23 protein-coding genes are annotated in these 23,638 nt (G+C 62.8%); 11 read left to right on the top strand and 12 right to left on the bottom strand.

Features of this window, described 5'->3' with window-relative positions:
- Nucleotides 1-112: 112 nt before the first annotated feature.
- Nucleotides 113-319 carry a ferredoxin gene (locus tag AC6JBC_RS16490; RefSeq protein WP_498026548.1) on the top strand — a complete coding sequence of 69 codons (207 nt, stop codon included), beginning with the start codon at nucleotides 113-115 and terminating at the stop codon, nucleotides 317-319.
- Nucleotides 316-1,533: a cytochrome P450 gene (locus AC6JBC_RS16485; RefSeq protein WP_498026547.1), complete on the top strand. Its 1,218-nt coding sequence runs from the start codon at nucleotides 316-318 to the stop codon at nucleotides 1,531-1,533. The genes AC6JBC_RS16490 and AC6JBC_RS16485 overlap by 4 nt, the downstream gene beginning before the upstream one ends.
- A 35-nt stretch (nucleotides 1,534-1,568) precedes the next feature.
- Here the strand turns inward: AC6JBC_RS16485 and AC6JBC_RS16480 are convergent, their stop codons facing one another.
- Both AC6JBC_RS16480 and AC6JBC_RS16475 read right to left on the bottom strand, forming a co-directional pair.
- Complete coding sequence (locus tag AC6JBC_RS16480; protein WP_498026546.1) at nucleotides 1,569-2,426, bottom strand: helix-turn-helix transcriptional regulator; 858 nt, start codon at nucleotides 2,424-2,426, stop codon at nucleotides 1,569-1,571.
- Between the two features lie 137 nt (nucleotides 2,427-2,563).
- The gene (locus AC6JBC_RS16475; RefSeq protein WP_498026545.1) at nucleotides 2,564-3,433 is read right to left on the bottom strand and encodes a helix-turn-helix domain-containing protein; all 870 of its coding nucleotides are present in this window, start codon (nucleotides 3,431-3,433) and stop codon (nucleotides 2,564-2,566) included.
- Between the two features lie 123 nt (nucleotides 3,434-3,556).
- Between AC6JBC_RS16475 and AC6JBC_RS16470 the strand changes: the two genes are divergently transcribed.
- The 5 genes from AC6JBC_RS16470 (at nucleotide 3,557) to AC6JBC_RS16450 (ending at nucleotide 9,896) form a co-directional block, all read left to right on the top strand.
- Entirely contained in the window at nucleotides 3,557-5,278 is a 1,722-nt protein-coding gene (locus AC6JBC_RS16470) for a methylmalonyl-CoA mutase family protein (protein ID WP_498026544.1), read from the top strand.
- Nucleotides 5,279-5,283: 5 nt separating this feature from the next.
- A complete protein-coding gene (locus AC6JBC_RS16465; protein ID WP_097092952.1) occupies nucleotides 5,284-5,709 on the top strand; it encodes a cobalamin B12-binding domain-containing protein in 426 nt (141 codons plus the stop codon).
- Entirely contained in the window at nucleotides 5,709-6,671 is a 963-nt protein-coding gene (meaB, locus tag AC6JBC_RS16460; RefSeq protein WP_498026543.1) for a methylmalonyl Co-A mutase-associated GTPase MeaB, read from the top strand. The genes AC6JBC_RS16465 and meaB overlap by 1 nt, the downstream gene beginning before the upstream one ends.
- Nucleotides 6,668-7,285, top strand: a complete 618-nt coding sequence (locus AC6JBC_RS16455) for an EthD domain-containing protein (RefSeq protein WP_498026542.1) — start codon at nucleotides 6,668-6,670, stop codon at nucleotides 7,283-7,285. The genes meaB and AC6JBC_RS16455 overlap by 4 nt, the downstream gene beginning before the upstream one ends.
- Before the next feature lie 229 nt (nucleotides 7,286-7,514).
- Complete coding sequence (locus AC6JBC_RS16450; RefSeq protein WP_498026541.1) at nucleotides 7,515-9,896, top strand: TonB-dependent receptor; 2,382 nt, start codon at nucleotides 7,515-7,517, stop codon at nucleotides 9,894-9,896.
- A gap of 105 nt (nucleotides 9,897-10,001) precedes the next feature.
- On the opposite strand, the gene AC6JBC_RS16445 is transcribed toward AC6JBC_RS16450, so the two are convergent.
- From AC6JBC_RS16445 to AC6JBC_RS16430, 4 genes are read right to left on the bottom strand one after another with little or no spacing between them, the layout of a single operon-like run.
- A complete protein-coding gene (locus AC6JBC_RS16445; RefSeq protein ID WP_498026540.1) occupies nucleotides 10,002-10,793 on the bottom strand; it encodes an SDR family NAD(P)-dependent oxidoreductase in 792 nt (263 codons plus the stop codon).
- Nucleotides 10,794-10,835: 42 nt separating this feature from the next.
- Nucleotides 10,836-12,245, bottom strand: a complete 1,410-nt coding sequence (locus AC6JBC_RS16440) for an efflux transporter outer membrane subunit (protein ID WP_498026539.1) — start codon at nucleotides 12,243-12,245, stop codon at nucleotides 10,836-10,838.
- Between the two features lie 8 nt (nucleotides 12,246-12,253).
- Complete coding sequence (locus AC6JBC_RS16435) at nucleotides 12,254-13,801, bottom strand: MDR family MFS transporter (protein WP_498026538.1); 1,548 nt, start codon at nucleotides 13,799-13,801, stop codon at nucleotides 12,254-12,256.
- Nucleotides 13,798-14,976, bottom strand: coding sequence for an HlyD family secretion protein (locus AC6JBC_RS16430; protein ID WP_498026537.1), 1,179 nt, complete (start codon nucleotides 14,974-14,976; stop codon nucleotides 13,798-13,800). The genes AC6JBC_RS16435 and AC6JBC_RS16430 overlap by 4 nt, the downstream gene beginning before the upstream one ends.
- Nucleotides 14,977-15,372: 396 nt before the next feature.
- On the opposite strand from AC6JBC_RS16430, the gene AC6JBC_RS16425 reads away from it, so the two are divergent.
- Both AC6JBC_RS16425 and AC6JBC_RS16420 read left to right on the top strand, forming a co-directional pair.
- The gene (locus tag AC6JBC_RS16425; protein WP_460988712.1) at nucleotides 15,373-15,888 is read left to right on the top strand and encodes a nuclear transport factor 2 family protein; all 516 of its coding nucleotides are present in this window, start codon (nucleotides 15,373-15,375) and stop codon (nucleotides 15,886-15,888) included.
- Nucleotides 15,885-16,958: an alcohol dehydrogenase catalytic domain-containing protein gene (locus AC6JBC_RS16420; RefSeq protein WP_498026536.1), complete on the top strand. Its 1,074-nt coding sequence runs from the start codon at nucleotides 15,885-15,887 to the stop codon at nucleotides 16,956-16,958. The genes AC6JBC_RS16425 and AC6JBC_RS16420 overlap by 4 nt, the downstream gene beginning before the upstream one ends.
- Nucleotides 16,959-17,030: 72 nt before the next feature.
- Here AC6JBC_RS16420 and AC6JBC_RS16415 read toward each other — a convergent pair whose 3' ends face one another.
- Nucleotides 17,031-17,432 carry a VOC family protein gene (locus tag AC6JBC_RS16415; protein WP_498026535.1) on the bottom strand — a complete coding sequence of 134 codons (402 nt, stop codon included), beginning with the start codon at nucleotides 17,430-17,432 and terminating at the stop codon, nucleotides 17,031-17,033.
- Between the two features lie 103 nt (nucleotides 17,433-17,535).
- Here AC6JBC_RS16415 and AC6JBC_RS16410 point away from each other — a divergent pair, with 103 nt between their 5' ends.
- Complete coding sequence (locus AC6JBC_RS16410; RefSeq protein ID WP_498026534.1) at nucleotides 17,536-18,624, top strand: DUF1214 domain-containing protein; 1,089 nt, start codon at nucleotides 17,536-17,538, stop codon at nucleotides 18,622-18,624.
- Nucleotides 18,603-19,085, top strand: a complete 483-nt coding sequence (locus AC6JBC_RS16405) for a nuclear transport factor 2 family protein (RefSeq protein ID WP_498026533.1) — start codon at nucleotides 18,603-18,605, stop codon at nucleotides 19,083-19,085. Before AC6JBC_RS16410 ends, AC6JBC_RS16405 begins: the two co-directional genes overlap by 22 nt.
- A 200-nt stretch (nucleotides 19,086-19,285) precedes the next feature.
- Here AC6JBC_RS16405 and AC6JBC_RS16400 read toward each other — a convergent pair whose 3' ends face one another.
- The 5 genes from AC6JBC_RS16400 to AC6JBC_RS16380 form a co-directional block, all read right to left on the bottom strand.
- Complete coding sequence (locus tag AC6JBC_RS16400) at nucleotides 19,286-20,233, bottom strand: alpha/beta hydrolase (protein ID WP_498026532.1); 948 nt, start codon at nucleotides 20,231-20,233, stop codon at nucleotides 19,286-19,288.
- An 80-nt stretch (nucleotides 20,234-20,313) separates the two neighbouring features.
- Nucleotides 20,314-21,486: an acyl-CoA dehydrogenase family protein gene (locus tag AC6JBC_RS16395; protein WP_498026531.1), complete on the bottom strand. Its 1,173-nt coding sequence runs from the start codon at nucleotides 21,484-21,486 to the stop codon at nucleotides 20,314-20,316.
- Between the two features lie 3 nt (nucleotides 21,487-21,489).
- Nucleotides 21,490-22,692 (bottom strand): acetyl-CoA C-acyltransferase, encoded by a 1,203-nt coding sequence (locus AC6JBC_RS16390; protein ID WP_498026530.1) that lies wholly within the window; start codon nucleotides 22,690-22,692, stop codon nucleotides 21,490-21,492.
- Between the two features lie 17 nt (nucleotides 22,693-22,709).
- Entirely contained in the window at nucleotides 22,710-23,153 is a 444-nt protein-coding gene (locus tag AC6JBC_RS16385; protein WP_498026529.1) for a nuclear transport factor 2 family protein, read from the bottom strand.
- A 4-nt stretch (nucleotides 23,154-23,157) separates the two neighbouring features.
- Nucleotides 23,158-23,637: a MaoC family dehydratase gene (locus AC6JBC_RS16380; protein WP_498026528.1), complete on the bottom strand. Its 480-nt coding sequence runs from the start codon at nucleotides 23,635-23,637 to the stop codon at nucleotides 23,158-23,160.
- Nucleotide 23,638: the final 1 nt, after the last annotated feature.

The raw sequence follows: 23,638 nt of genomic DNA, 5'->3' as shown, positions 1-23,638 counted from the left end.
GTACCAATGTCCTGATCTGTTCCTGATGACGCATTCTGCTCCGTCGCGACAATAGGCCCCCGATCACCGATTTGGTAAAAGGCGGCAACGAAGATCAGGAGAGTCTGCCTCAATGCGAGTGGTTGCCAATCTTGCCCAATGTCAGGGGCACGCCCGATGCGAAGACCTGTGCCCGGAGGTGTTTTCCACCGACGCGGTTGAGGGCAAGGTCGTCATAGAACAGCCCGAATTCCCCCCGGAGCTTGAGGAAAAGGTACGGCTGGCCGTACGCAATTGCCCCGAAGGCGCGCTCCGCATCGCAAAGGGAACGGCGGCATGACCGTCACCTATTTCCCCGCCGCGCCAACCCATGTCCCTGAAGACCTGATCCGCGACTTCGACTTTTTCGACATGCCTGCGGACGTGTCCGATCCGGTGCAGATTTGGCACGGCCTTATCCAAAAAGGTGCGCCGCCCATCTTCTACACGCCGCGCAATGGCGGCCATTGGGTGTTCCTGCGCTACGCCGACATCGCCGAAGCCTATCGCAATCACGAGATTTTCTCGACGCACAAGGCGCAGATTCCCCCGCTCGAACCCTATCCGGTTCTTCAGCCCAATGGCGTCGATCCGCCACAGCATGACGTGTTCCGCAAATTGCTGGCTCCCATGTTCACGCCGCTCGCCGTCCGCCGGATGACCGATGGCCTGCAAAGCCGCGCCGAACGCCTCATCTCCGGTTTCGCCGGGAATGGCGGGTGCGACTTTGTGCGCGACTATGCCGCCAAATTCCCCACCGGCACCTTCCTCGAACTGTTCGGCCTGCCCGAAGAGCGCCTGCCCGAATTCCTGCGCATCTCCGACACCTTCTTCCGCAGCACCGACCCGGACATCAGGGCGGCAAACCTGCTGGAAATCTATGACGTGCTGGAGGAACTGTTCCGGGAGAAGGAGCGCAATCCCGGCACCGACATAGCCTCTACCGTCGTCCAATCACGGGATGCGGATGGCAATCCCTTCCCTTGGGAACACATCATCAATTGCGGCTTCCTGCTCTTCGTCGCGGGGCTGGATACGGTCACGAACACCATGACCTATGTCTGGCGCTACCTCGCGACATCGGCCGACGCGCGGCAGAAATTCCGCGACCGGCTGGACGATCCATCCGCATTCCTCCTCGCCATCGAGGAACTGATGCGCATCAACGCGGTCTCCAACATCTATCGCCGCGTCACGCATGATTGTGAGTTCAAGGGCGTGCAGTTCCGCCGCAATGACCGCGTGGTCCTGCCCAACACAGTGGCCAACCGTGACCGATCAGTGTTCAGCGATCCGCAGACGATCGACCTTGATCGCAAGGTCAACAATCACGTGACCTTCGGACTAGGGCCGCACCGTTGCATTGGATCGCACCTCGCCAAGCGAGAGATCATGATCTCGCTACAGGAGTGGCTGCGGCAAATCCCCGAATTTGAACTGGACCCTGATCAGGACGCGGAGTCCGTCTTCGGCGGCCCGGTCATGGGCTTCACCTCGCTCAAACTGCGCTGGTAACGAGGGAGCGGAGGGCTCCAAACCAGTCCTCCGCGTCACTTCATCAAAGCCGCCGACCGCTGCCGATATTCGCGCGGCGACAAACCCGTCGCCCGGCGAAAGGCTCGGGCAAAGCTGTTGCCGTGAGAAAATCCCGCCTGCTCGGCCACCTGCTTCATCGGCACATCGCCGCGCGCCAGCAGCAGCTTCGACTGCTCGATGCGGTAGGTTTCGATATAGTCTGAAATGGTCTTGCCGGTCAGCGCCAGGAACTGCCGGTGCAGATGCCGCGTGCTGATCCCGCACAGGGCAGCCAGTTCAGAAACGCCGGGCATCGGCGCGCCTGCCTCTATCCGCTCGCGGATACGGCGGAATTGCCAGGGCGCGAGGCGGCTGGCCGTCGCCGCACCCGCGGCCTGATGGAACACGCGGCCCAGCTCCACCCGCACCAGCTGGAACAGCGCCTCCATCGCCTCGGTTGACCGATCAATCGGATTGATCAACTCCCGATGGGTCAGCCGCATCAGGCTACGCAGCGCATCGTTACGAATATTCAGCAGTCCCTGCAGGAACGACAGTGAAGGCTCGCCGCCGCCCACGATCGCCGCCCCATGCTGCTCATCGAAAAGGCACCGTATCACGCGGATCTGCCTGCCTTCCGATCGCCCGCCGATCGCCACGCCCGGATGACGGACAAACAACGCTCCCATGAAGCAGCGCCGTTCAGGGTCGATATCCGGGAAGTAAGCCGACGCGTCGGCCGCCATCGGAGGCAGCGACATTTCCAGCATCAGTTGCTGCTGCGTCTGCTCGAAACTCACCATGTCGGGCCAATGCCATTCCACCAGCTCGAACCGCCCGCCCGATACTGGGCAGGATGCGATGACCGTGGCGGTGAAGTCGATTTCACTCATTGCTGATTCAAAACCTATTCTCCCCCGTTCGCCCTGAGCTTGTCGAAGGGCCTTACTTCTTCATAGTCCGCACATCAGAAAGGAAGTGAGGGGCTTCGACAAGCTCAGCCCGAACGGAGGTTGAGTATATTTCTCTCCTACCGCATCAACGCCCGCCAGGCACCCGGCGGCCGCCCCGTCTCGCGCCGGAACGCTGCCGTAAAGGACGGAGCCCCAGCATAGCCCAACGCCCGCGCAATCTCTTCAATCGATCCATTGTCCTCCGTCAGCATCGCTTTCGCCCGATCGATACGCCGCCGCCGGATAGCCGCGCCGGGACTAATCCCCGTGCTATGGTGGAAGCAGCGAATGAAATGATCCCGGCTGATCCCACACCGCTCCGCCATCGCATCGATCGAGGGTGCATCACCAGGCGCGTCGATCATCGCCAGCGCGATGCGCAGCGCTCGCGCGGAAAGCCCGCCACGCCGCCGCCCCGCGCGCTCCGCCGCTTGGGTAAGAAACCGCCGCAGGTCGAGCAGGATCAGCCGCACCAAAGCCTCCCCGACATCCGCGCTGTCGCCGCCGGGATGCTCCACCTCCGCCGCCAGCCGCAGCATCGCTTCCTCGATCGGCGGAGCGTGCATGTCGAAACAGGCGCTCAGCGTCGCATCGTCAAAACCGATCCCAGCCAGCGCCGGGGCAATCCGCTGGTCATCGAAGCGGATGCGGATGGTATCGAAAGCGCCTTGCGCCACATGAAACTCCATCGGCACCCCAGCAGGCCGCAGCGCCAGCGCCCCCATGCGCCCAAAGGGACGGCGCGGATCGCCCGCCTTCCGCCCCTCCGACCCGGTCAGCAGCCGCGACAGCCCCAGCATCAGGACCGACTGCGCCTCGACCATCTGCACGGTTTCTTCCCGCACTTCGGGATAGGCGCAAATCTCGACCACCGCTCCATCCAGCCGCGCCGATCGCCGCACAATGTCGGCGCTCTCGCGCGCCTGCCGGATCGAAATGGCATCCATGGGCACCGCTTATCACATAGCGCGAAATATTACGAGATCATGCGACAATCATGCGCTTTCACTCCAGCGAACCTTGCGCACCCGCCCCCGCCGCATAGCAATATGGTCAAGGAGAGTGCCCCCATGAATCGCCCGACCGGACCCATCACGCCTTCCGCCGATCCGATCGCTCAGGAAGAAGCGCGCTGGCAGCAGGAAACGCGCGGCCCCGCCATGGGCGACCGCCCCGAGCGCCGCGACCCATTCGTGACGCAGGCGCTCAAATGGCCGATCAAGCCGCTCTACACGCCCGCTGATCTCGACGCGATCGGCTTCGACTATCAGGCGGACCTCGGCTTCCCCGGCGAATATCCCTACACCCGCTCGACCCGCCCCAACGGCCACCGCACCGATTTCTGGACGATGACCCAGGTCACCGGCTTCGGCAAAGGCGAGGATTGGGCAAAGCGCGCCCGCTACATGCTGGACCAGGGCCTGTCCGGCCTGATCCTCGAATATGACCTAGCCACCACCAACGGCTATGACAGCGACGATCCCATCGTGGAGGGCGAAGTCGGCCGGGCAGGGATGGCGCTCGACAGCCTGGAAGACCTGGAAAAGGCCTTCGATCTCCCCTTCGACAAGCTCAAATATCTGATGAGCGTCTGCAACGCGCCGCAGCCCGTAAACCTCGCCATGATCATCGCGGCGCTGGAAAAGAAGGGCGTGGACCCAAAAGACTTCGTCCTCCACATCGTGAACGGCATCCTGATCGAATATACCTGCGTCGGCCGCTATATATATCCGCCCGAACATGGATTGCGGATCGCCACCGACTGCATCGAATATATCATCCGCAACCACCCTAACTGGGCGCCGATCTCGATCATTTCCGCGCAGCTCCAGCCCGCCAAGGCGAACCCGGTGCAGGAGATCGCCTATTCGCTCGCCATCGCCTGCGCCCATATCGACGCGGTGCTGGGGCGCGGGCTCGATATCGACACGGTCGCGCCCTACATCAATCACTTCGTCGTCAATGTGGACATGGATTTCTTCGAAGGCGTCTGCAAGCTGCGCGCCTTCCGCAAATGCTGGGCGCGGCTGATGAAGGAGCGTTACGGCGCGAGTAAGCCCGAAGCGCTCAAGATCCGCATGATGACCTCCCCGACCACCATCGCGCTCACCCTCCAGCAGCCGCTGAACAACATCGCCCGCCTCGGCATCATGGCAACCGCCTGCGCGCTCGGCGGAGCGGGGGAGGCGATGACGACACCGCTTTATGACGAAGCCCACGCCCTGCCAGCCGAAAACGCCATCCGCGTGGGCGCCGCGATCCAGCACATCGTCGCCCACGAAACCGGCGTCGCCGAGACGATCGACCCACTCGCAGGCTCCTACTATGTCGAAACCCTCACCAAACAGATGGAAGACGCCGCCTTCGCCGAAATGCACAAGATCTTCGCCATGGGCGGCGCTCTCAAGGCCATCGAAACCGGCTATATCCAGCGCGCGCTCGGCCGCGAGCAATATGAGCGCAACAAGGACGTGGAGGAGGGCCGCCGCAAATGGGTCGGCGTAAACCACCTCACCCGCGAAGATGAAGAGCGCGAGATCGAAATCTTCCGCCTCGATGAAGCAATGGAGGAGGAGCAAATCCGCAAGGTCCGCGACCTGCGCGCCCGCCGCGACCAGCCCGCCGTCGATGCCGCCCTCGAAAAGGTCCGCGAGGCCGCCCGCACCGGCGCGAACATGGTGCCGCCCTGCCTTGAAGCGGTCAAACTCTACGCCACGCATGGAGAAATCTGCAACGCAATGCGCGACGTCTTCGGCGTTCACAGCGCCGACAGCCAGCTGATGGGGATTTGACCAGCATGACCACATTCAAGCGCCCCCTGCGCGTCCTGCTCGCCAAGCTCGGCATGGACACCCACACCGTCGGCGTCACCGTCATTGGCCACGCCCTGCGCGAAGCGGGGATGGAGGTGATCTTCACCGGCCTCAAACAAACCCCGGAAATGGTCTGCGCCGCCGCCGTGCAGGAGGATGTGGACGTGGTCGGCATCTCCACCCTCTCCGCCGGCCACACCCGCAGCCTGCCCAAGCTTGCCCGCCTGCTGCGCGAAGCAGGCGCTGGCGACAAGCTGCTCGTCGCGGGCGGCGTCATCCCCGAAGAGGATAAGCCGATCCTCGAACAGGCGGGCGTCGATCGCATCTTCACCATGGGTTCCGACACGCGCGACATCGTCGCCTATCTCGAAAGCTGGTGGGCGCAGCGGCTGGCGGAGGACGCCGCCTGATGATGCAAAACGCGGCGGACGTCGCGAACCGCCTTCTCGCCGGGGAAGTGGCGGCAGGCGCGCGCGCCATCCGTTGGCTCGATGACCGCGACCCGCGCGGCGCGGAAGTGCTCGCCGCCATCTACCCGCACACCGGCCGCGCCCAGGTGGTCGGCGTCACCGGCCCGCCGGGCGCGGGCAAATCCACCCTCACCGACACGCTCGTCGCTGAGTGGCGCAAGCGTGGCCAGCGCGTCGCCGTCATCGCCGTCGATCCCTCCAGCCCGTTCACCGGCGGTGCGATTTTGGGCGATCGCGTCCGCATGAGCCGTCACGCGCTTGATCCCGGCGTCTTCATCCGCTCACTCGGCACGCGGGGTCAGGCGGGCGGCCTGTCCCGCTCCACCCATGACGCCTGCCTCGTCTTCGACGCGATGGGCTATGACATCATCCTCGTCGAAACCGTCGGCGTCGGTCAGGATGAGATCGACGTCGTGAACCTCGCCCATACCACCGTCATCGTCGCGGTGCCGGGCCTAGGCGACGAGATCCAAGCGGTAAAGGCGGGCCTCATGGAGGCAGGCGACATCTTCGTCGTCAACAAAGCCGACCGCGACGGCTATGACGCCACCCACCGCCAGATGGAACTGATGCTGCACCTGCGCGCGCAGACCGTCACAGATCAACGCTGGGACGTACCCCTGCTGCGCGCCGTTGCCGCAAAGGGAGAGGGCGCCGACGCCATCGCCGATGCCATCGCTGCCCACCGCGATTTCCTCCACGCGCAGGGTGACTTCACGAACCGCAACCGCGTGCGCGCCCGCGAACAGCTCTTCTCGCTAGTCCGCGACGCGTTCGCATCCCGCGCGATGGCCCTGTGCGGCGAGGCCATACTCGATCAGGTCGAAACGCGGCAACTTGATCCTTACGCCGCCGCAGAGCAAATTGTCGCCGCCCTTTCCGAAAAGAGTGCCGCCGCATGACCAAGTCCATCTGCGCTCTGGCCCACAAGCCGGGCACCACTCGCGAAGATTTCCAGCTTTATTATGAGGAAAATCACGCTCCGCTGGCGATCAGCTATTTCCCCTTCTCTGCCTACGCCCGCAACCACGTCACAGGGGCGCAGTTATTCCGCTGGGACACGATCAGCGAATTCTGGGCCGACGATATAGAGGAAGCGGCGGCCCTCATGGCCGGACCAGTGGGAAAGATCATGGCGGCTGATGAGCAGCGCTTCATGAACCGGCCCCTCATCGCCTCGGCTGGGGTCGAAGAAGTCATTCTTTCCTCCGGAAACCCTGCCGGAACTGACGGCCGCCGAACCGCCTTGCTGGTTCAGAATGCGCCCGAACACGTCGATCTGCGCTCAACGGTGATGGAGTGGGCGCGGGGATTCGCCAAGGACATGCCGGGCGTTTCGGTCGACTTCACGAGTAACTGGACCGACCTCGCCTTTCCGGCAAGGGCCGTCCTGTGGCTGCCGGGATGGCAAGCCCAGGCCGCCATTCCGTACGGTCTTTCCACTCAAACGCTGCTGTTCCGCCATGTCGCAACTCCGCCTTCGCAGTTGCTGGGCGGCCATTCCGCCTCTGGGTAGGCGCCAAGATTGCCAAAGTGCAAATGTGCAACAGCGTAGATATAAATGTAAGATAATACGCATATTGATGCGATCATCCTTGATGTAAGCGATAATTGCGACTAACAGAGCTGCATCGGACATGTTTATCCATGTTCGGGGTCAACAGGCGCTTTTTCCCGTGTAGCGCATGCACATAACGATAAAGACCGGGACTGTTGACTAAGAGCAGCATGTGTTGGGAGGATATATGAAATCCATATTGCTTGCGGGCGTTACCGCAATTTTGGTGCCTTTTTCAGTTTCAGCGAACGCTCAGGAACAAAGCACCGCGCAGGAGCCATCAGCCAGCCTGGGCGACATTGTCGTAACCGCGCGCCGTTCCGCTGAAACGTTGCAGGACGTTCCCGTAGCCGTCACCGCGCTCAGCGGCGACTTCATCGAACGGCAGAATATCTCCGATCCGACCGATGTGCCGAACTTCGCGCCGAACATCACGATCGAACAGCAGCCGTCGAGTCTTTCGGCCGCGACCATCTACATTCGCGGTATCGGCAACAACGAACCTTCGGCCGTTTCGGAACAGGGCGTGGGCGTTTATCTCGACGGCGTCTACCTCGCCCGTGCGGCTGGTGCCGTCTTCGACCTTATCGACCTTGAGCGTATCGAAGTGCTGCGCGGTCCGCAGGGCACGCTGTTCGGCCGCAACACCATCGGTGGCGCGCTGCAGTTGATCACCAAGAAGCCCGCCAATGACATGCATGTCACGGCGAAGGCGGGCTACGGCCGGTTCAACGAATGGTATGCCCGCGCGCGGCTCGATACCGGCTACATCCTGGGCGACGTCCTCAAGGCGTCGATCGCCTATCAGCACCGTGAGGGCGATGGCTATGTGAACAACACGCTGACCCCGGCTTCGCAGGACCCCGGTTCACTGAATGCGGACTCGGTTGCGATCGGTTTGCAGGCCGATCTGGGTGACCTCACGGTCAATTATAATTTCGACTATGACAATCGTAAGGGCACGCCTGCCTTCTTCCAGATCGTGGCTACCACGCCGCTGGCGCAGGACTATTATTCGCAATCGCCCAACTTCGGCGGCGCACCTTTCCTCGTCAGCCCGGATCGTCAGGGCACGGTCCAGCAGGCGGGCTTCACTGACCGCAACGGCAATTTCCGCTATGGCAGCAAGACACGCGTTCAGGGCCATGGGCTGACCCTCAGCTATGAGGCGATTCCGGAACTTACGGTCAAGTCGATCACCGGCTACCGGAAGTTCTTCCAGGATACGATCCTGAACCTGTCGGGTAATGGCGTGCTGCGTGGGCCGGTGATCGACTTCACCTCGCCCACTCTCGTTTCGGTTCAGGATGTGGTTCCCTACACCGGCAACAACGCGCCTCAGAAGCAGTGGCAGTTCAGCCAGGAGTTCCAGGCGCTCGGCAAGGTCGGTGACTTCAGCTACCTGCTCGGCATGTATTATTTCTACGAAAAATCGTCGGAATATAACAACCAGGCACTGACCATCGTGACGCCTATCGCCGGTCTGCCTTTCCTTGGCTTCGATCAGCCAACGACTGACGCTATCGCGGCGGCCAATCCCGGCCTCACAAACATCGGTCTGAACCTCAACCCCGTTCAGGCGTTCGGCGGCACCTCGCAGTCCATGGCCGTGTTCGGTCAGGTCAGCTGGAAGCCGTCCTCTCTAGACGATAAGCTGGAAGTCACACTGGGCGGCCGCCATACCGCCGATGACAAGACCATCTATCTGGCCGGTGACGTCTTCCCCGTACAGCGCGGCCGCCGCAGCTTCGACAACTTCTCCTGGCTGGCGTCGGTCAGCTATGAGGTGATGGACGATGTCATGGTCTATGGCCGCGTATCGACCGGTTATCGCTCGGGCGGCATCAACCCGCGCGGCGGCAGCATCAACGGCTTCGATCCGGAAAAGGCGACTTCATATGAAGCTGGTGTCAAATCGCAGTGGTTCGACAATCGCCTGCGCCTGAACGTCGCTGGCTACATCACCGACTATGACGACCTTCAGGTCCAGCAATTTGCCGCGGGCAGCGGTGGCGCCACCTCCCTGATCGTCAACGCGGGCAAGGTGCGTCTGTCGGGCTTTGAAGCGGAACTGACGGCTGTGCCCTTCAGCGGGTTCCAGATCGATGGTTCGGTCGGTTATGTGAAGCATGACTACAAGACCTTCCTCTTCCGCGATCCGGGCACCAACACGGTGGTGGACGTCGCGGACGAGGCACGGCCGCTCTACACGCCAAAGTGGAACGTCCATGTCGGCGCTGAATATTCGCACCCGATCGGCGGCGGTGACACGCTCGTCCGTCTGCGTGGCGACTATTCCTATCGCACGAAGATCTACTTCAACGCGCTCGACAACACCGCGCCGTTCAACGAACAGATCGTCTCGCCCAGCCAGACCAACGTAAAGGCGCGTCTGTCTGTCGAAGGCTTCGATCTGGGCGGCGGCAAGCTCGACGTGGGCATCTGGGGCGACAATCTGCTGAACCAGAAGCGGCTGGTCTATGGCATCGACTTCGGCGCCCTGGGCTTCGCAGGCGCGACGTTCAACAAGCCGACCTCCTACGGCGTGGATGCCAAGATCGCCTTCTGATCACGGCAATCCCCTGAAACGCGAACGGCGGCTCTCCACGGAGAGCCGCCGTTTTCGTTCGCGCTGATCCTTGGAACGCCCTCGGTAGGGTGGCGACCTTCCCCCCTAACTAATGGTCGATCCACCATCCACCGCGATGCACTGCCCACTGATCCACTCGCCATCCCGGCTCGCCAGCAACGCGACCATCGCCGCGATATCTTCCACCAGCCCAAGGCGCGGAGACCGTCCTTCCTCCAGCACCTGCTGCTGAAAATCCGTCGGCATCGTGGCGCGAAGCTCTGGCGTGATCACCAACCCTGGCATGATGGCATTGGCGCGAATACCCTGCTTGCCCCAGCCGCTGGCGACATGGCGCACCAGCGCGTTGATCCCGGCCTTCGCCATCGCATAGCAGGGGCGCACCGGCTCCCCGGCGATCGCCGCGCCCGATGAGGTATAGATCATGGCCCCGCCGCCGCGCTCCAGCAGCTTGGGCAGGGCATGGCGGGTGATCCGCATCATGCCCTTCAAATTGACGTCCAGCGTACGCTCCATCACCTCGTCGGTTACGGTCAGCGCATCGGTGTCGGAAAACAGGATTTGCAGGTCGGCGAAATTGGCATGCACCCCGTCGATCCCGCCATAGGTCCTTGCCGCCATATCGATCAGCGCCGCAATCGACGCGTCATCGGTCGCATCGAACGCGCATCCGGTGGCGCGGCTGCCCATCGCGGCGATCTCGTCGACCAGGCTGTCGATCTTGTCCTTGTGACTGCCGGGCGCTGCGACGATCAGCGTCGCGCCCTCCGCCGCCAGCCGCAACGCGGTCCCCCGCCCGATGCCGGTGGACGCGCCCGCCACGACGACGACCTTGTCCACCAGACGGCGGCAACCCATGGCCAGATCCACGCTCATCCTGTCTCTCCTATTTTATTTTCTATCCGTAATGAATTTGCCTCAGCGGCTGATCATCCCCTGCCATCCCAGCCCCAAGGCCTTTTGAACATTGATAAAGCTGACGGTCAGTCCTGCCGCCGCCTGCACCCTTGCCTGCGAAGCCGCCAAAACCAGACGCCGTTGCTTTAAATAATCTATTCCTGAAATCGTCCCGGCCTGACTCCGCTGCCGCGCAAGCTCTGCTCCCATCGCCGCCTGCCGTTCGGCCCGCGCCAGATCGGCCAGGCTCTCCCGCTGCCGCTGAAACCGCGCCAGCGAACCCTCGGCATCCTGCAACGCGTTCAGCACCGCCGCGCGGTAATCCGCCGCCGCCTCATCCCGCTGCGCCTCCGCCGCATCGATCCGCGCGCGCGCTTTTCCGAAATCGAGGAAAGACCAGCTGATGCGCGGCACTGCCGCCACCGTGAACTTGTCCAGATCGACCAGATCCTCCGGCGCCGATCCGCCAAGCCCGATAAGCCCCAGGAAACTGATGTGCGGAAAGCGCGCCGCATCCGCCACGCCGATCCGTGCGGTCTGGGCGGCCAGCTTGCGTTCCGCCGCGCGTATATCGGGGCGGCGCTGCAACAAAGCCGCCGGATCACTCACCGTGACCTCCGCAGGGGGCAGCGGCAAAGCAGCCGACGGGTCGAGCAAGCCGTCCAGCGTCCCCGGAACAGCGCCGGTCAGCACCGCCAGCTTGTCCTTCAACGCGTCGATCTCGGCCCGCATCGGCGCCAACTGCGCGCGCGCGCGATCCCGGTCGGACTCCTGTTGCAGCAGTTCGCCTCGCGCAATCGTCCCCCGTTCAAAACGTTGCCGGGTGAGGGCGACCTCCTCATCCTGCAACGCCAACGCCTCGACACCCAGAGACAGGCGCTGCTGCCGATCGCGCAGCTCGACATAGCTTTGCGCAACCTCCGCCGACAGGCTGACGCGGGCGTCGTCCAGCCTTGCCTCGCTCGCCGCGACATCGGCGCGCGTCGCCTCGATAGCCCGGCGGCCGCCGCCGAAAAGATCCAGTTCCCAACTCGCATCGAAACCGACATTATAAAGGTCGAGCGTGGTGGCGCTCCCATCCTCCGACTGTCCGGGCAAGCGCGCCTTGGCATAGATGACTGAGCCGTTGACCGTCGGCAGCTCTTCCGCCCTCTTTTGGCGCAGGGCCGCGCGCGCCTGCCGGATGCGCGCTGCTGCCGCGTCCAGGCGCGGGTTCCCGGCCAATGCCTGATCCATCAACTGGTTCAGCACCGGATCGCCAAGGCTCCTCCACCATGGCGCGGCCGCTTCCACTGGCGCGGCCCCCGCATCTCCCCGGACGAAATGCGGCGGTGGGGCAGGGGCTACGTCCGCAGGGCCGCGATAATCGGGGCCAACGGTGCAGGCCGTGGTCAGGAGCAAGGCAAAGGCAAAGGCGGATCGGTTACGCATCGACAATCTCAATGGGCGGCCACTGGCTCAGCATGCTGTGGCAGCGGGCGGAGGAAAAAGACGAGCGGCGCGGTGCACAGGATGGCGATGATCAGCATCCAGAACAGGTCGATAAAGGCCATGGTGAGCCCCTGCGTCTGAATGCCCTGTTCGATCACGCGCAATGCCGCATCCCGGCCGCCCAGTGCGAGTGCCTGCGCATCGACATAATGTTGAAGATCAACGCCATTGGCCGCGAGATTCTCCTCCATCCTCCGCGCATGAAGCCACAGCCGTTGGTCCTGTACCACCGCGATGCCAGCCAGCGCGAAGGAGCCGCCCAGATTGCGCGCGGCGTTGTAGAGGCCCGACGCATCGGCTGCCAAAGACATGGGCACGGAACGGATTGCCGCCTGGTTCAGGAACATCATGACGCAGATGGTGCCGACACCCCGCATCAACTGGGAATCGACGAAATCGGCGCCTGTGGACGCCGACGTCAGTGATGTTTCCATATAGGTGCTCAGGATCAGCAGGACCAATCCGATCAGGACCGAAAGATGGATCGGTATGGTGCGGATCGCCCATGGCATGAACGGCATCATGAGCACCATCGGTATCCCCGACAGCAGCACGATCTGCCCCGACTGAAGCGCATTATAGCCTGCGATCAGCGTGAGGAATTGGGGGATCACATAGGATGTGCCGTAAATCACCATGCCGATCATCATCGCCATGATGAACACAGCGCCAAACTGCCGGTCCAGTAGCAGGCGCAACCGGATCACGGGCCGTTTGGCCAGCAGCTGCCCGGCCAGCAGCATGGCGAACCCGGCCACGGCCGTGATGGTCAGCCATATGATCGTCGATGACTCGAACCATTGCTCCCGCTCGCCCTCCTCCAGCACGACGGTAAGCCCGCCCAGCCCCAGGATAAGGCCGAACACGCCCAGCCAGTCCGCCTCGCCGATAAGGTCAAGGCGCGGCCTCTCATGGGGAAGCGCGACCAGCAGCAGCAGCAGCAGAGCGATCCCGACCGGCAGGTTGAGGAAGAAGGCATAATGCCAACTGATATTCTCGGTCAGCCAGCCCCCCAGCACCGGCCCCATGATAGGCCCCAGAATCGCGGTCGCCCCGAACAGGGAATTGCCCACAGGCTGCTGATGACGCGGCAGTCGCGTCGCGATGATGGTCATCGCCGTGGGGATCAGCGCCCCGCCCGTAATGCCCTGACCGATCCTCCCGCCGATCATGACGGGCAATGTCTGCGCCATGCCGCAGATCATCGAAAATCCCACAAAACCCACGGTAGCGATCAGCAGGAAATTGCGCAGCCCCAGAAGCCGCTGCAACCAGCCCGCCAAGGGTATGATGATGATTTCCGCGACAATGAACGACGTCGCGATCCAGGTTCCTTCCGTCCCGCTCGCGCCGATTTCGCCCTGTATGATCGGCAGGGCGGAATTGACGATGGAGATGTCGAGCATCGCCATCATCGCACCCAGCGTGCCAGCCGCCACCGCGAGCCAGTCCGCAACGCTTGCGCGCTCGGCTGTCTCAGGCTGGCCTGCTGTCACTTGCGGGCTTCCGGCCGAACCTGCTTGCTATTTTTCAGCCGTTCCAGCTCCTCGCGGGCTGACCGGGTATCCACCGAAACCTCAACCGACATGCCGGGCAGCAACAGCTTCCTGATCGACGGGTCGGCATCTATGGCGACGCGCACAGGCACGCGCTGCACGATCTTGGTGAAGTTGCCCGTCGCATTTTGCGGAGGCAGCAGCGAAAATTGCGCCCCGGTGCCGGGCGCAAGGCTGGCGACATGGCCATGCAGCGTCACCCCCGGCAGAGCGTCCACATCGATCTCCGCCGGTTGCCCCTGACGCATCAGCCCCAGCTGCGTTTCCTTGAAATTCGCTTCCAGATAAAGCTGCTCCACCGGCACGACCGACATCAGGCGCAGGCCGGGTTGCACAAACTGGCCGATGCGCGCCGCAAGATCGCCCACCCGCCCCGCGACGCTGGCGCGTATCACCATGTCCCGGACGTTGCGCTGCGCCGCGTCCAGTTGGGCACGAGCGCTCTGACCTTGCGCTTTTGCCTGAGCGATCTGGGCGCGCAGGCTGCCGATCCGCCGCTCCGCGCCCTGCGTCGATGCTTTCTGCGCCGCCACATCCTGCGCCGCCTGAGCAGCCTGGGTGCGAAGCGTCGCCAGCTTTTCCGCCGGTTCCGCGCCACTCGCCGCGAGCGGACTGTATCGCGCAACTTCGGCCGCTGCGTACCGCGCCTTCGTCTGCGCCGCCGCCAGCAGCGCGCGCGCCTGCTCGATCGCCGCTTCCTGTTCCCCGATCAGCGCTTCCGCATTGGCGGCGTTCGCCTGCGCCAGGTTGATCTGCGCCTGCCCCTGCGCCGCCTGCGCCGGATAATCGGGCGCCTCGATCCGCAACAATGGCTGACCCGGCTTCACATCCTGATTTTCATGGACCAGCACTTCACTGACGTAACCGGACACCCGCGCCGAAACGGTGACGCTGTCGGCCTGCAAATAGGCGTCCTGGGTGCTTTGCTGATATTTGCCGTACAGCTGGTAACGGGCAAACCAGAACGCACCGGCTATAAGAATGACCACGGCCGTAATGCCCAGAACAAGGCCCAGCCTCCGCCGCTTCGGGCGGCTTGCCCCTTCGTCAATCGCATCGTCGGGGAGGGGCTCTGCATCGACCGCATCGGCCAACGACCCCTTTGGCTCTGTCATGGAAATCCTACCGTCTGGGCTTCGAAGCGATGACTTAAAGTTTGCCGCAGGCGGAAGGCAAGTTTTTTCCGACGCGGAATCGGAAATGAAATTATGTCAGCAGAAGGATGACGCTGAATCCCACTAGCGCGGACAGGCCGCTGGCCAGGCACAGCAATCGAAATGGACAGAGCAGAAATACCGAGCTGTCAGGTTCCATCCTCTTCCCCATTTTCTTTGGCGGGGTTGGATGGATTATAGGGGATCTACGCCCTCTCGCCAAATGATTTGGACGGCCGGCAGTTGCCCTGTCGCGAAAATGGCAGACGGACTCTTTTGCGCTTTCCTTACCGGCGGGATGGGGGCTATCCCGCCTAGTGATAATATGCGAGTAACCGCCCCCTAATGGAGAGATAGATGTCGCAGCCATTGCTCGACCGGATTGCACTACATGATCTGGTCATGCGCTACTGCCGTGGATGTGATCGCCGCGACTTCGCCCTGGTGCGAACGCTGTATCATGATGACGCCATCGACGATCACGGGGCAATGTTTCAGGGAGGTCCGGACGACTTCGTTGCCTGGCTGCCCGAAATCACCGCGCATTGGGACCTCACTCGCCACAATATTACGAACAGCTTGTTCGTCATTGATGGCGACCATGCCGAGGGTGAACATTATGTGGAGGCATGGCACCGGACCCACGGGCCGGGCGCAAAGCTGTTCATCGCCCTTGGCCGCTATCTTGATCGATATGAACGGCGGGATGGCGAATGGAAATTCATATATCGCAGCCTGGTGTTCGATCATGGATCGATCGTGCCCGTTGATGAAGAGGCTTTTGAACGCATGAGCAAGGACGCACCCAATGGCCGCGCGGATCGGGACGATCCCTCCTTCCGATATCCCCTGCTGGCGGGGTTGAGCGCATGAGGGCCGCGATCTGGGATGGACAGTCGCTCTTCGTCAGCGACCGATTGACGCTTCGCCCTGTCGGTCCCGGCGAGGTGCGCGTCCGCGTGCTGCGTTCGGGCATCTGTCATAGCGACATCGCGATGCTGACCCCGCATCTGCCTAACCTGCCGGTCGTCCTGGGCCATGAAGCGGCTGGCGAGATCGCGGAGCTGGGTGCTGGCGTCGAAGGCTGGGCCATAGGCGACCATGTCTGTGTGGGCACGCAAACGCCTTGTGGGGAATGCCGTGAATGCCAGCGTGGCGAACCGCATAATTGCGACATCAATTGGGGCTTCGCGCCTGGCTTCCCCTTCACGCTGGATGGAAAGCCGGTTGCGTCCTTTGCCAACGTCTCCTCCTTCGCCAGCGAGATCGTGGTGAAGGCGTCGCAGCTCTTCGCCATCGATGATCTTCCGTTGGACCAGGGCGCGCTGATCGGGTGCGCGGTCTCGACGGGAGTCTGCGCCGCCCGCGTTCTGGGCCGCGTGCGCGCCGGGGACACCGTGGCCGTTTTTGGTGTCGGCGGCATCGGCGTCAACGCCATCCAGGGTGCTGCTCGGAACGGCGCCCATGTGATCGCTGTCGATGCCAATCCGGCCAAGGAAGCGACGGCGCGGCAATTTGGCGCGACCGACTTTGTATTGGCAGATCCCACACAGGACAGCGAAACGGCCGCCGCCGCCTTGGCTGGCAAGTATGGCCCTATCGATGTGGTGGTGGAATGCAGCGGCGCGGTCGGCGCGATCAATACCGCCTTGCGCTGCACGAAGCGCGGGGGACGGGTGGTGCTGATCGGCATGTCACGCCCCGGTGCAGAAGCGGCACTGCCGCTCGGCAGCTTCGTCATGGGTGGCGAGGTGATCGCAACCATGAACGGCGGCGCGCTTCCGGATCGGGATTATCCCGAACTCATCGCGCAGGCGCGCGACGGCCGGTTGAACATCGCCGACCAGATCAGCGGCATCTGGCCGCTCGATCAGATCAACGATGCCATCGCCGCGCTGAAGGCGGGGGAAGTGACCCGCGCCCTCATCGACCACGAAATGTGATTGAGGGGCATCTGGCGCCTTTCCGTCACCCCGGATCAAGTCCGGGGTGACGATCATTCAAACCCCCACATCCTAGGCGTTCAGCATCTGTAGCAACTCGATCCTGTGGCCTTGGGGGTCGAGGATATAGGCCATCCGCAAATCATGTTCGGGTACGTCGGTCGCACCGAGTTCGATCGTCGCACCGGCGGCGGTCGCAGCTGCCAGGGTCGCGTGAAGATCATCCACCACGAACCCCGTCGTCGCCTCTCCGGTGGCGGGGCAATTCCGGTTGGGATAGCTGACCAGAATGAAGTTGGGGGCGGGCGGCTGGGCGCCAGCAGTCTTGAGGATTACCTCGTTCATCAACGCTTCGCCTTCGCCAAGATTGATATACCCCACCACCTCAAGGCCAAACAGCTGGGTGTAAAAGCGTTCGGCGGCGGCAAGATCCCCAACGATGATCTTGGTGAAACTGAAGGCTAATGCAGTCATTCCTCAACCCCTTTCATGTTACGCATTTATGTGAGACAATCTCCATATCAGCGCCTGAAAATGGCGTAAACCAGTCCATCTAATACGCATATAGGAGAGTAGGGTGACCGGACAGGAAGGTGGAGAATTGCGGTTGTCGGCAGTCTGGCGGACTTTCTGCGACCAGCTGGCGCAGGCGGGCGACGTTCTGGACCGCCCCAGCGCGCCCGGCACCGCGATCGACCAGGCAGAGGGATTGCGTTATCTTTCCCGGCTGACGCGGACGGCGCTCAACATGCTGGTCGATTCCAGCGATCCGGATTTTCCGCGCATTTTCCTGCTGACCGATGACGCGATCAAGATCGGGGCCGATAATCCGGACAATCTTTATCAGCAAATCGTCGTCCGGGGTGATCGCGACTATCGCATCACTGGCAAGCGGAACAGCGTGCCCTATTTTTCGATCGGGTCGAAGGCAAACCGTTACGCCATCGATGGCACCATGGCCTCCACGGGCGAGATCGAACTTGCCGACATGCAGGTCGGGCCGGATGGCAGCTTCGAGATCATCGTCAGCAAGACGCAAAAGCCCGGCAACTGGCTGCCGATGGCGGATGACACGACCTTGCTGATCATCCGTCAAACCTTCAATGACAAGCGCGCTGAAGTCGCGGCGGACGTGCATATCGAACGGATCAGCGAGGGGCCTGCCGTCCCCGCCATATTGGCGCCCGAAACGATTGAAACGCAGCTTAACGGCGCTGCTGCATGGGTGCGCGGAACAGCGAACACTTTCGCGGACTGGTCGCAATGGTTCATGGAACAGCCCAACCGCATCTATGAGGGTAAGGAACAGTCGGTTTATCAGCGCGCCGGGGGTGACCCGAAAATCTGGTACGGACATATCTATTACGATCTGGCGCCCGATGAGGCGCTGGTCCTCACTGCTAAACCACCGCGCTGCCGCTTCTGGAACTTCCAAATCGACAATTGGTGGATGGAATCCATGGACCATGTGAACCGTAAGGTATGGGTCAACGGCGCGCAGGCGAAATATGAGGATGACGGCAGCGTCATCCTCGTCTGCGCTGACAAGGACCCCGGCTACGGCAACTGGATCGACCTGTCCGGTCACCGCAAGGGCACCGGCCTCTGGCGCTGGATCGAGGCGGACGAGCATCCGGTGCCGCAATGCAAGGTCATAAAGCTCTGATCGCCTCGGCTGACTTCCCCGCGCGTATCGCCATACTGGAAGACAGGGAGGCGATACGCGACCTGATCGCGCGCTATGGTCCGTTGGTGGACGCGGGCGATTGCGCGGGTGCCGCCGCTCTGTGGGCCGAGGATGGCGTCTACGAGGTCGGCGGGTTCGGCAGCTACACGGGCCGTGCCGCAATCCAGGCTTTGCTGGAGGGTGAAAGCCACCAGAGCTTGATCCATGGAGGCGCCGCCCATGTCCTAAGCCCGCCGGTCATCGATCTGGACGGCGACAGGGCAACCGCCCGGACCTATTCGGTCGTCTTCCGCAAGGCGGACGATATATGGGAAGCCCACCGCGCCTCCGCCAATATGTGGCATCTCGTGCGGGTCGGCACGGAATGGAAGGTGGCCCGGCGCATCAACCGTTTGCTTGACGGATCGGCCGAAGCGCGTGCGTTGATTGGTGGACGATAGCGGCGGGTAAGGGGCGTGATCGCCTTACATCGAAGCATCCGCTTCTTTCGTCACCCCGGACTTGATCCGGGGTCCCGCTGCTCGTTCGCATCAGCTAGAAGCGCCCCCGGATCGTGCCCGGCATGAGGATCACTCGGACAGGATCATTCTTTGCCGAAGGGCGGCTCTAACTTGGGGCGCCGCCCTTCGCCTCATGCGGTTCAGGCAGTCTGGCGCGCGGCGGCGAACTGCTTCTTGGCAAAAGCGCATGCGTCGGCCATCGCTTCCTGCGCGCCCGGCAGGAAACCCAGCCATGAAACAAAACCGTGCACCATGCCCGGGTAGCGCTTCACTTCGACTTCCACCCCGGCCCTTTCCAGCACCGGGCCATAGGCTTCCACCGCGTCGCGAATGGGATCGCACTCGGCGGCGGCGATAAAGGCAGGCGCGAGGCCCTTGTGGCTCTCGGCCTTCATCGGACTGGCGCGAAAATCATCATAATCGCTCTTGTCCTTGATGTGCAGTTCCCAGAAATAATGCGCATCTTCCAGGCGGAGCACCGGGCCATTCGCAAATTCCAGCGCGGACCCCTCTTCCGGGATCGGATGGATGCCGGGGCCATACCAGTTGATCTGCGCCGCGATACGGGGCGCGCCCGCGTCTCTTGCCAGAAGGGCACAGGCGCTCGCCAGCACGCCGCCCGCGCTATCGCCAGCGACGGCGATCAGGGCGGGATCGCCTCCCAGTTCAGCCGCATGGGCCGCCGCCCACTGCGTCGCGGCCCAGCAATCCTCGAAGGCTGCCGGGAACTTATGTTCGGGCGCGAGCCGATAGTCGACGGACACCACGATGGTCTCCGCACCCGCCGCCAGTCCGCGCGCGATCATGTCCTGCGTGTCGAGATCGCCCACCACGAACCCGCCGCCATGGAAATAGGCAGTGACCGGGAAAGGTCCCGCGCCCTCGGGCGTATAGATGCGCACCGGTATCTCACCGTTCGGACCCGCAATGGTCCGATCGGCGATCGAGGCAAGGGATACAGGAGGGGGCGGAAGCTGGATCGAACTCGCCCGCACCGCCTCCCGCAACGCAGAAACCGGAATGGTCCGGATCGGCGGCCATTCCGGCTGACTGGCGAACATGGCCTCAAGCTGCGGGTCTAGCGGCATCTCTATTCTCCTCGTTTCAATTGTGCATCTTCTTCTTTAATTCAAACAGAGCGCCGCCGGAGCGCCGCACCGGACATTCCTCATCCTCTGGGTTCTCTTGGCATAGCTAATCCTCGTTCAGCGATGATGTTGCGCTGGATTTGGTCGGTTCCGGCATAGATGGTGTCGGATCGGGACATGAGGTGCATGGTTGTGAGGGAGCCCATGCGTTCGTCGTTGATGCCTATTTCCCCCTCTTGTCCCATGACCGCCATGGCAAGGTCGCCCAATGCGACGTGCCAGCGGGACCAGTAGAGTTTGTAGGTATAGGCGGCGCCTGTGAGTTCGGGGTTGGCTTCGCCGCCGGAGAGCATGCGCAGGGCGTTGTAGCGCATGATCTTGAGGCCTGCATGGGCGGTGGCGATTTTCTGGCGGGTGAGCGGGTCTTGTGCCTTGCCGTTGGCCTTGGCGATGGCGATGATGTCGTCGAGTTCGTTCCTGAACTGCATCTGCTGGGCGAGGGTGGAGACCCCGCGCTCAAAGCCAAGGAGCGCCATGGCGACCTTCCAGCCTTCGCCTTCCTGGCCGATGCGGTCGATCGCGAGCGCCTCTGCCCCGTCGAAGAACACCTCGGCAAACTCGGCCTCGCCGGTCATCTGGCGGATCGGGCGGGCATCGACCCCGGGCTGGTCCATGGGGACCATGAGGAAGGAGAGGCCCTTGTTGCCGACGCTGCCGGGCTCTGTGCGGGCAACGACGAAGCACCAGTCGGCGATCGTGCCCATCGAGGTCCAGATCTTCTGCCCGTCGATGATGTACTTGTCACCCTCGAGCCGCGCCTTGGTCTTGACGTTGGCAAGGTCGGAGCCTGCGCCGGGTTCAGAATAGCCCTGACACCAGATCGCCTTGCCGGTGGCGATGTCGGGCAGGAACCGGGCCTTCTGCTCCTCGGTCCCCATGGCGATCAGCGTCGGCCCGAGCAGTTCGACGCCAAGGTGCCCGGCGCGGGGCGGACCCTTGGCCCGGGCATATTCCTCGGCGAAGATGATCTGCTGCGCGATCGAGGCACCCCGCCCGCCCCATATCTCGGGCCAGCCAATGACGCTCCAGCGCGCCTCGCCCAGCGCCGCTTCCCAGGCGCGGCGAAGCTCGACATTGTCGACCTGGTTGGTCTGGCCGCGGATGGCCTTGAACGGGCCGGAGAGCTGTTCGTTGAGCCAGCTCGCGGCCTCCTCGCGGAAGGCTTTGAGTTCAGGGGCGAAGGCAAGTTGCATGGATCAGGCGACCTCGAACAGACCGGCCGCGCCCATGCCGCCCGCGACGCACATGGAGACGACCACATATTTGACGCCGCGGCGCTTGCCTTCGATGAGGGCGTGGCCGACGAGGCGCGAGCCGGTCATGGCGAAGGGATGGCCGATGGCGATGCCGCCGCCATTGACGTTGAGCTTCTCCGGATCGAGCCCAAGCGTGCGCTGGCAATAGATCGCCTGGTTGGCAAAGGCTTCATTGAGCTCCCACAGGCCAATGTCGTCGATCTTGAGGCCGGTGCGCTCCAGCAGCTTGGGGATGGCGAACACGGGGCCAATGCCCATTTCGTCCGCGCCGCAGCCTGCGACCTGAAAACCCCGATAGATGCCGAGGACGGGGAGCCCTTCCTTCTGCGCGGTGGCAAGGTCCATGACGACCTGGGCCGATGCGCCATCGGAGAGCTGGCTGGCGTTACCGGCGGTGACGTGCTTGCCTTCCTTGATGACCGTGCCGTTCTTGAACACGGGCTTCAATTCAGCGAGCTTCTCATAAGTGGTGCCAGCGCGGATGCCTTCATCCTTGGTGATGGTCAGTTCTTCCTTGCCGGTCTCATTGCCTTCCTTGTCGAACAGCGCCTTGGTGACCGTGATCGGCACGATCTCGTCATCGAACTTGCCTGCTTCCTGGGCGGCGGCGGCGCGCTGCTGCGACTGTGCGGCAAAGCGGTCCTGGTCCTCGCGGCTGATGCCATAGCGTTCCGCGACGATCTCGGCGGTCTCGATCATCACCATATAGGCGTTGGGATCGCGTTCCTTGATGAACTCGGAGCGGTTGCGGAAGGCGGGATAGTGCTTGTCGATGGTGAGCGAGACATTCTCGACCCCGCCCGAGACGGCGCAGTCGATCTCGTTGGCGATGATGCCGCGCGCGGCAAAGGCGAGCGCGTTCAAACCGGACGAGCATTTGCGGTCCATCGAGAAACCGGCCGTGGTGTCGGGGAGGACCGAGCCGTGGACGGTGAGGCGGCCGACATTGTAGCTTTGCGTGTTCCACTGGTTGGCAACGCCCAGATACACGTCATCGACGCGCGCGGGATCGATGCCTGCGCGGGCGATGGCGGCATCGACTACATGGGAGGACATGAACGGCGCTTCGGTGTCGTTGAACGCGCCGCGATAGGCTTTGCCGACGCCGGTGCGGGCGGTGGAGATGATGGCTGCTTCACGCATGTTTATCGATCCTTGAATTAAAAGCCGTGCATGTTGGACTGGCCCCAATAGGCGCGCATTTCGGTCACTTCATTGGCTTCGTTGAAGCGGAAGGTGTCGATGACGTCGATGCGCATGGCCTTGCCGTCATGGTTGAGGTTCACCGAGAAGGGGAAGACGGCATAGTCGCCCGCGACCCGAACCGGGCCTTCGAGCTTCAGCTTCGCGCCGGTCTGCATCGATTCGGCATAGAAGGCGCGGATCGCCTCGCGGCCCTTGCGGATGGGCGAGCCGATCGGGTCTTCGACCGTGGCGTCCTGCGCATAGAGGGCGGCGACCTGGTCGGCGCTGCCCGCTTCGAACGCTGCGACATAGGCGTTGACGGCGGCTTCCATTTTTACAGGATCGGGCATGGCTTTGGCTCCGGCTAGGGCAGGGGTGAGGAGGGTAGCGGCAAGTGCGATCAGGAGGCGGGCGGCCATGGCCTTAGCCTTCCGGGAAATAGCGGTTGATGGTATCGACCACGCAGGCGGGCTTGGCGGTAGGCTGACCATCTGGACCTTCGATCTCGACGGTGACGCGGATCACCGCCTGGATGGCGCCGCCCTTCACTTCCTCGACCGAGACGATTTCGCCCGAGCCCCGGATGCGCGAGCCGACCACGACCGGATTGAGGAAGCGGGTCTTGTCCATGCCGACATTGACCCCTGCGGAAAAACGCCGGACCTCGATAATCTGCGGCATGAACAGGTTGACGAGGGAGAGGGTGAGGTAACCATGGGCGATGGTCGCGCCGAACGGGCCATCTTTCGCGCGGATCGGATCGACATGGATCCACTGATGGTCGCCGGTGCATGTCGCAAAGGCGTCGATGCGCGACTGCTCGATGGTGAGCCAGTCCGACGTGTCGAGCTTTGCCCCTTCCTTGCCCAGCAGGTCTCGCGGATTTTCGAAGATGGTCGCCATT

The sequence above is a fragment of the Sphingobium sp. RC1 genome (assembly GCF_059738765.1).
Note: the sequence above shows the minus strand (reverse complement) of the source record. Positions and strands in the feature narration are given on the sequence as shown.

Coding starts and splice junctions, on each gene's coding strand:
- AC6JBC_RS16490 (WP_498026548.1), top strand. CDS start 113: ATGCGAGTGGTTGCCAATCTTGCCCAATGTCAGGGGCACGCCCGATGC.
- AC6JBC_RS16485 (WP_498026547.1), top strand. CDS start 316: ATGACCGTCACCTATTTCCCCGCCGCGCCAACCCATGTCCCTGAAGAC.
- AC6JBC_RS16480 (WP_498026546.1), bottom strand. CDS start 2,426: ATGAGTGAAATCGACTTCACCGCCACGGTCATCGCATCCTGCCCAGTA.
- AC6JBC_RS16475 (WP_498026545.1), bottom strand. CDS start 3,433: ATGGATGCCATTTCGATCCGGCAGGCGCGCGAGAGCGCCGACATTGTG.
- AC6JBC_RS16470 (WP_498026544.1), top strand. CDS start 3,557: ATGAATCGCCCGACCGGACCCATCACGCCTTCCGCCGATCCGATCGCT.
- AC6JBC_RS16465 (WP_097092952.1), top strand. CDS start 5,284: ATGACCACATTCAAGCGCCCCCTGCGCGTCCTGCTCGCCAAGCTCGGC.
- meaB (WP_498026543.1), top strand. CDS start 5,709: ATGATGCAAAACGCGGCGGACGTCGCGAACCGCCTTCTCGCCGGGGAA.
- AC6JBC_RS16455 (WP_498026542.1), top strand. CDS start 6,668: ATGACCAAGTCCATCTGCGCTCTGGCCCACAAGCCGGGCACCACTCGC.
- AC6JBC_RS16450 (WP_498026541.1), top strand. CDS start 7,515: ATGAAATCCATATTGCTTGCGGGCGTTACCGCAATTTTGGTGCCTTTT.
- AC6JBC_RS16445 (WP_498026540.1), bottom strand. CDS start 10,793: ATGAGCGTGGATCTGGCCATGGGTTGCCGCCGTCTGGTGGACAAGGTC.
- AC6JBC_RS16440 (WP_498026539.1), bottom strand. CDS start 12,245: ATGCGTAACCGATCCGCCTTTGCCTTTGCCTTGCTCCTGACCACGGCC.
- AC6JBC_RS16430 (WP_498026537.1), bottom strand. CDS start 14,976: ATGACAGAGCCAAAGGGGTCGTTGGCCGATGCGGTCGATGCAGAGCCC.
- AC6JBC_RS16425 (WP_460988712.1), top strand. CDS start 15,373: ATGTCGCAGCCATTGCTCGACCGGATTGCACTACATGATCTGGTCATG.
- AC6JBC_RS16420 (WP_498026536.1), top strand. CDS start 15,885: ATGAGGGCCGCGATCTGGGATGGACAGTCGCTCTTCGTCAGCGACCGA.
- AC6JBC_RS16415 (WP_498026535.1), bottom strand. CDS start 17,432: ATGACTGCATTAGCCTTCAGTTTCACCAAGATCATCGTTGGGGATCTT.
- AC6JBC_RS16405 (WP_498026533.1), top strand. CDS start 18,603: ATGCAAGGTCATAAAGCTCTGATCGCCTCGGCTGACTTCCCCGCGCGT.
- AC6JBC_RS16400 (WP_498026532.1), bottom strand. CDS start 20,233: ATGCCGCTAGACCCGCAGCTTGAGGCCATGTTCGCCAGTCAGCCGGAA.
- AC6JBC_RS16395 (WP_498026531.1), bottom strand. CDS start 21,486: ATGCAACTTGCCTTCGCCCCTGAACTCAAAGCCTTCCGCGAGGAGGCC.
- AC6JBC_RS16390 (WP_498026530.1), bottom strand. CDS start 22,692: ATGCGTGAAGCAGCCATCATCTCCACCGCCCGCACCGGCGTCGGCAAA.
- AC6JBC_RS16385 (WP_498026529.1), bottom strand. CDS start 23,153: ATGGCCGCCCGCCTCCTGATCGCACTTGCCGCTACCCTCCTCACCCCT.
- AC6JBC_RS16380 (WP_498026528.1), bottom strand. CDS start 23,637: ATGGCGACCATCTTCGAAAATCCGCGAGACCTGCTGGGCAAGGAAGGG.